We start from the raw sequence: 5,738 nt of genomic DNA, 5'->3' as shown, positions 1-5,738 counted from the left end.
ACTACCTGTACTACGAGCTGCTGTACGGCGACTACCCGCTGATCCACAACTCGCCGTTCCTCGGCAAGGCCGGGTATTTCTATCCGGACTTCGACTGCCAGGCCGGCGGCCGCGCACTGCTGCAGGCGTTCGCCGAGCACGATGCGAACCTGGAGGCGTACCGCGAGCAGTCGAAGCACGTGCTCAGCTCCGTCAGCATCTACAACCCCGAGAACGTCGCCGCTTATACGGACGCGATCGCCACCCTCTATCGCGACGCGTGACGCGCCGCCCTTTCCGGAGCCCGGCATGACAAACGCTCAACCCCGCGCATGGCATTACGCCCTGGCAAACCTCGAGGCAAGCCTGACATCGGATCGAGCTCATATTACCGGTGTGCCGACCGTACGCCTCATGCGACTGGTTGCCTTGATGGGAACCGTCAACGTTTCCCGGTATCAAGATTCGCTCTTGTTCGGGACGCGTCGATTAAGCGAATGGAGCGTCAATATGGGAAGCGGAAACCTACCCGGAATCGATTTGCAGCGAATTTGATTTTTTGTACGCCAGAGGGTGGCTGAAATCGCATCACATGTGCGGGAAACGTTGCCTTTCTGGAAACAAACCATCCCGGAAAATCGATGAATCGCTCACCGCATTCCTCGCGCACATTCTTAAAACAAAATCCCTGGAAGCCTCACTGACACTCATGCAGCGCTTGGCACGCAGCAACACCCGCGTTCAGCATGGAACAATCGCCCACAGAACCATATTGAATAATCAAGACTGCAGAGCCGGATTTTCGTCACCTGCAATGCTGAGCATCCGGAACGATCGATAAATTCAATCCCAGCCACCAGACCGAAAAACGATCAATTTCATACCAATTCCAGACGATACCCGATCATGTATACAGACTTCAACAACAATCCATTTTCAGAAGAGAGAGACAGTTTATTCCTCAGCCGATAGACATGAGTATCCAGCGATCGAGACATCACACTCTCCGGTTTCCCCCAAATAATATTGACCAGATGATCGCGCGATATTATCGTCCCAACATTATCAAAAAATTCGACTGCAATATCAAACTCCTTTCTCGTTATCGCGAATTTATTTCCTCGCAACGACACACTCCTCGCCTTTTTATCGACAATATAATCCCCCACCCTGACAACATCCGGAAATTCCCGGAGGCGCATACCACGCCTCGTCAATGCCGCCACTCTCGCGATCAACTCGTTGCGGCCGACAGGCTTCACAACATAATCGTCCGCACCGGAATTCAATGCCTCTGCAATATGTTGATCAAACTGACGATTGGTTATAAAAATGATCGGAACGAAAGGACCCAGGTTGTGGCGAATCCACCTCAGCACATCAAGTCCGGACACCATCGGAACAATCCAGTCCAGGATAACGAGATCAACGCTTGCTTTTTCCAGGATACGTATGGCACGCGTGCCATCCTCGGCGATCAAAACTTCGTGACCAGCGCCCCGCAATACCAAATTGATATATTCCAAATAAACCACATCGTCATCAAGCACAAGAATCTTCATTTCACATAGACATTCGAAAAAATTCGCGACAAAATTATTTCAGCTGTCGCCAGCGCCACTGCAAATTTTCACCCACGAATCCGCTAGTGATGCATACGCACAGATCATCACGCGGGAAAAATAGGTCTCTACTTTCCGATTTGATATCGATCGAACATTCCAGCAGGCGTTTCAACTTTCCGGCATCGATGTCAGCCTTCCTTCTCTCGAAGATAAAAAAAAGCAAATTGACACCGCCGTCGGCTACCGCCCGACAAGATCAAACCCCGGCAACGACGTTTAAGTTATTTCAAAATCCTTTCTGCTTCGCCCCTTGATCCACAGTGGTTCCTTACCCACTCCGGACCAGGTCTTGCCTGTTACCGGATCGCAATATTTGGCCTTTCGACGCCGCTTCTGATCGGCATCTTTCCCGAAGATATCGGCTTCCGTAATTCCGAAAAGCGCGACACACTCCTTGACCTCCTTGATTACCACTTGCAGAATCCTGATACGCTCTCGATCGAGGTCGCGCTCGAGTTGCATCTTCCGGTGAAGATATGCCCTATACGATTCCATTATCTATTCAGCTTCATTAGTCGCATAAACATTAACTTCCATGCTATGCAAATAAATTCAACGCATTTCTGAACAAATGTCACTTTTTGTAACAACGCCACCCCTACATGCCACCATCCATTTTTTAAAATTTTCAATCAATGTACTTCCAGTCAATTTCTCCACCAAACAAATTCGCCAGAGAGATGGGAGAACATTCGAGTTCGTTCAATGCCAGCGGGAAGCGAAAGACACCTCTTATGCGCGTCGATGCGATTGAATGAGGTCGTGTGCACCCTTTGACGCCAGACAATTTGGCCACCGACCGGACCGTCATCAGCTCTCAAGTCATCACGCGAGCCATCCTGGATTTACGAACGGAACCGGTAATCTGGACCATGTCTTCAGCAGACTGACAACGTGCCGGCTCGACTCCACGGGAGTCAGATGGCGCCTCAAAAAGCGCAATAGACCGAACTGAATTCCCCTGATGATAGCGCTTACACACATTCCGACTTGCGTGATCCGTCAGCCTTTCAGCCGGTGACTGATCGCCATTGAAGGCCGAATGACTGCCAACTCCGATTCACTTGTCATTCCGGATTCGTCACAAGGCAACAATCAGGCATTCACTCAGCGGTGCCTTGAACTTGTTCGCCGTATCGCTGGGTATGAAATTGAACCCGTGGACAGATGCGGGGGCGTCGTTTGTGGTTCCAACGCTTCAAGTGAGCGGCGACACCCGACTCAGACACATTCAGACTCGCACCACCAGCTTTCCATGTGCACGGTTACCCTCGATCCACTCGTGTGCTTCGCGCACCTCATCGAATGCGAACGCATGTTGCAGATGCGACGGCAGATGATCGGCGGCAACATCGTTGACGATCGCACGAAGCGGCGAATCTGCCAGCGGAAGCGCCCCCGAGCCGAGCAACTGCGCCGGAAAGAAGGCAAGCCGCACAGCCGGCGGAAGATCCGCCATCAAATTGAATTGTTCAAGCACCGGCGGGCCGCCCAGCATCCCGATCACGGTGACTGCGCCGAAGGGTCTCAACGTCCGTGCGGTATCGCGCAGCGTTGACGCGCCGACCACCTCGAGCGCCGCATCGATCCCCTTCGGTTGAAGGTGAAGGATTTCGTCCGAGACGTTTCCGCCATCGATGATCACGTCGTCCGCGCCAGCGATGTGAAGCTGCTTCGCGTGAGCCGCCGCGCGTGTCGTCGCAATCACGTGAAGCCCACTCGCCTTCGCGTAGGTGACGGCTGCCAGCCCGATTGTCGACGTCGCGCCGCGCACGAGGAGTGTCTGCCCCATCTCGATCTCCAGGCTGCGACTCAGCGCGCCCCAGATCGTCAGATAGGCCAGCGGCAGCGCCGCGAGTTCTTCCCATGCCATTTCAGTGTTGCCGAGGTCGATCACGTTCGTACGCAACACGGTCACTTCTTCGGCATAGCTGCCGCGGCGAGCAAACTGCAGGCCGCCCATCACGGTTGCAACGCGCTGTCCGACCCTGAACGTACCGGACGGATCCTCGATGATTTCACCCACTGCCTCGACGCCCGGTACCCGCATGCCATCGACCGGCCCCATCTTGCCCGCGCGCAGATAAGTCTCGACGCGGTTCAGGCCAAACGCGCGGACCCGGATGCGCACCTCATCCGCGTTCGGCGAAATGGACGGAATGTCACGAAGCTGCAGGACTTCCGGCCCGCCGATCCGTTCAATGACATAGGCTTTCAAGACGCGTCCTTCGTAAGGAAGTGGGCCAACCCGAACGTGCGAATGCGCAGATCGGATGCAACATGACCGGTGCGGTAGAATCCACGCGCCGTCTTGATCGTTCGCTCAAATCGCCGGTTCTGGCGGAGGAGCGAGGACGAAGCCGTCGTAGCGATCCGGATCCTCCGGTCGATCACCTGACTTTCGAGCGCTCGACCAAGGCCGTACTGGCTGACCGCAGTCACTGCCTGGAACGCTACGACCGCGTGCATCCGGCTCGTCGCCGACTCGGGAGTGTCATCACTATGCCCGTTCAGATCTGATTGTGGAATCGACAAAACTGACAACCACCCTCTCATTTTTGAGAGGATGATGTTGATCGAGATGCCGATGTGATGTTGTGCACATCGTGCGGCGTGGCTCTGACGAGTTCGCTGAAATCACAGGGCGGCTTTCCGGCGAACGGTCGAGCACGAATGTGACGTTGGCAGTATCTTCGCGTGCTGGTGTCGCACACCGTCGGCAAAGCATCGGCATGCCAGGGCTCGGCCCATCGCATCGGAGCCATGGCGAGCTGGCGCCATCACTCCAGCTCGCATCGCGCTCATCGCGCCATCGGCGGCGTTGCATCGATGGCCAGGCTTCCTGCATCCGGAAGCCACTTCTTGGCGCTTCACAACTCATCTCGCGGACGCGGCCCGCTGCTCGCTCCCCGGCTAGCGCGCGAGCAGCGCCCCCGCCTGCCGCCCCAGCACCGCGCGCACCGTATCGAGCTCGGGCAACTCAGGCGCTTCTTCGGACGTAACGAGATAGGTCGTCACGCTGTCGAGATCATCGAACGCGTGCGCCCGCAGTTCCTTGCGCGCCACGTGCTCGGTCGTGATCCGTTTCGGCAGGATCGCGACGCCCATGCCGGCCGCCACGCAGCCGAGGATCGCGCCGAACGTGCCGAACGACGCCACCGACTCGATCGCGATGCCGCGCGCCTTCAGCCAGTGCTCCGCGACCGCCCGATACGGGCAGCCGTCGTGAAACGCGAGCAGCCGCACCGTATTGTCGGCCAGCACCTGCCGCCGCGTGACCGTGGCCGCGCTCACCAGCACCATCTCTTCGGCGAACGCCGGCGCGTAGCGCAACCCGGGCCGGACGACCGCGCGCGCGGTGAGTGCGGCGTCGATCCGGCCGCGCAGCAACGCATCGGCCAGATCCGGCTCGCTGCCGATCTGCACCGCGAGGCCGAGCGCCGGATCGCGCTCCTTCAACGCGGCGGCGAGCGCCGGCAGCCGCGTGGCCGCCGTGCTTTCCATCGAGCCGAGCCGGAAGCTGCGCGCGACCGGCGTCTCGCGTACCACCTGCGTCGCTTCGTCGACGAGGCGCAGGATGCGGTCGCAATACGGGATCAGCCGGCGCCCGGCGCCGTTCAGCACCAGCCGCTTGCCGTGGCGGTCGAACAGCGGCGCGTCGAGCGACTCTTCGAGCTGACGCAGCCGCGCGGTGACGTTCGACTGCGTGCAACCGAGCCGTTCGGCCGCGCGCAGCGCGCTGCCTTCCTGCACGACGGCCCGGAAGGTTTCGAGCAGAGGGATGTTCATATCACTTTCTCTTGTTACCGATTGTGTTTATATCATTTTACTTCGCCAAAAATCCGGATTAGCCTTGCGCATACCCGGTGCCCGACGGCCCGCTTCCGAGGAATCCGCATGCCATTCTCCGCCTGCCCTGGTCGTACGACTGTCCGCCGTCGTCCCGAGGCTCGCCCGTGCGCACGCTGATCGCCGCGCTGGTGCGGCGTGGCCCGACCGTGCTCGCGTGCGGCGTCGGCCTTGGTCTGCTGGTGCCGCCGCTCGCGGATCTCGCGCGGCCGCTGATGCCCGTCACGGTGTTCCTGTTCGTGCTCGGCACGCTGCTGCGCGTCGAGCCCAGCGCGGTGCGCGCGG

The 5,738-nt window shown here is 58.2% G+C and carries 7 protein-coding genes and 1 pseudogene; 4 read left to right on the top strand and 4 right to left on the bottom strand.

Annotation, left to right across the window (positions count from 1 at the left end; all coding sequences use genetic code 11):
* The coding region (locus G3O06_RS46095) for a DUF2827 family protein (protein WP_205818231.1) at nucleotides 1-263 on the top strand (263 nt) is incomplete at its 5' end.
* A gap of 25 nt (nucleotides 264-288) precedes the next feature.
* Nucleotides 289-534: a hypothetical protein gene (locus G3O06_RS46090; RefSeq protein ID WP_205820064.1), complete on the top strand. Its 246-nt coding sequence runs from the start codon at nucleotides 289-291 to the stop codon at nucleotides 532-534.
* 323 nt (nucleotides 535-857) lie between these two features.
* Here G3O06_RS46090 and G3O06_RS46085 read toward each other — a convergent pair whose 3' ends face one another.
* The 3 genes from G3O06_RS46085 to G3O06_RS46075 all read right to left on the bottom strand — a co-directional run bounded on the left by G3O06_RS46085 (nucleotide 858) and on the right by G3O06_RS46075 (nucleotide 3,567).
* Complete coding sequence (locus G3O06_RS46085) at nucleotides 858-1,541, bottom strand: response regulator transcription factor (protein WP_205820063.1); 684 nt, start codon at nucleotides 1,539-1,541, stop codon at nucleotides 858-860.
* 279 nt (nucleotides 1,542-1,820) lie between these two features.
* Nucleotides 1,821-2,066: an H-NS histone family protein gene (locus G3O06_RS46080; protein WP_241020585.1), complete on the bottom strand. Its 246-nt coding sequence runs from the start codon at nucleotides 2,064-2,066 to the stop codon at nucleotides 1,821-1,823.
* Nucleotides 2,067-2,835: 769 nt separating this feature from the next.
* Complete coding sequence (locus G3O06_RS46075; RefSeq protein ID WP_241020584.1) at nucleotides 2,836-3,567, bottom strand: zinc-binding dehydrogenase; 732 nt, start codon at nucleotides 3,565-3,567, stop codon at nucleotides 2,836-2,838.
* 317 nt (nucleotides 3,568-3,884) lie between these two features.
* Between G3O06_RS46075 and G3O06_RS46070 the strand changes: the two genes are divergently transcribed.
* Together G3O06_RS46070 and G3O06_RS49490 are read left to right on the top strand one after the other, a co-directional pair.
* Entirely contained in the window at nucleotides 3,885-4,124 is a 240-nt protein-coding gene (locus G3O06_RS46070; RefSeq protein WP_205820060.1) for a hypothetical protein, read from the top strand.
* A gap of 216 nt (nucleotides 4,125-4,340) precedes the next feature.
* A pseudogene (locus G3O06_RS49490) lies at nucleotides 4,341-4,481 on the top strand (IS481 family transposase); the annotation flags it as partial.
* 36 nt (nucleotides 4,482-4,517) lie between these two features.
* On the opposite strand, the gene G3O06_RS46065 reads toward G3O06_RS49490, so the two are convergent.
* Entirely contained in the window at nucleotides 4,518-5,393 is an 876-nt protein-coding gene (locus tag G3O06_RS46065) for a LysR substrate-binding domain-containing protein (RefSeq protein ID WP_205820059.1), read from the bottom strand.
* Nucleotides 5,394-5,738: the final 345 nt, after the last annotated feature.

The organism is Burkholderia sp. Ac-20345 (assembly GCF_017104825.1).
Taxonomy (GTDB): Bacteria; Pseudomonadota; Gammaproteobacteria; order Burkholderiales; family Burkholderiaceae; genus Burkholderia; species Burkholderia lata_B.
This window is presented reverse-complemented; position numbering and strand designations above follow the sequence as displayed.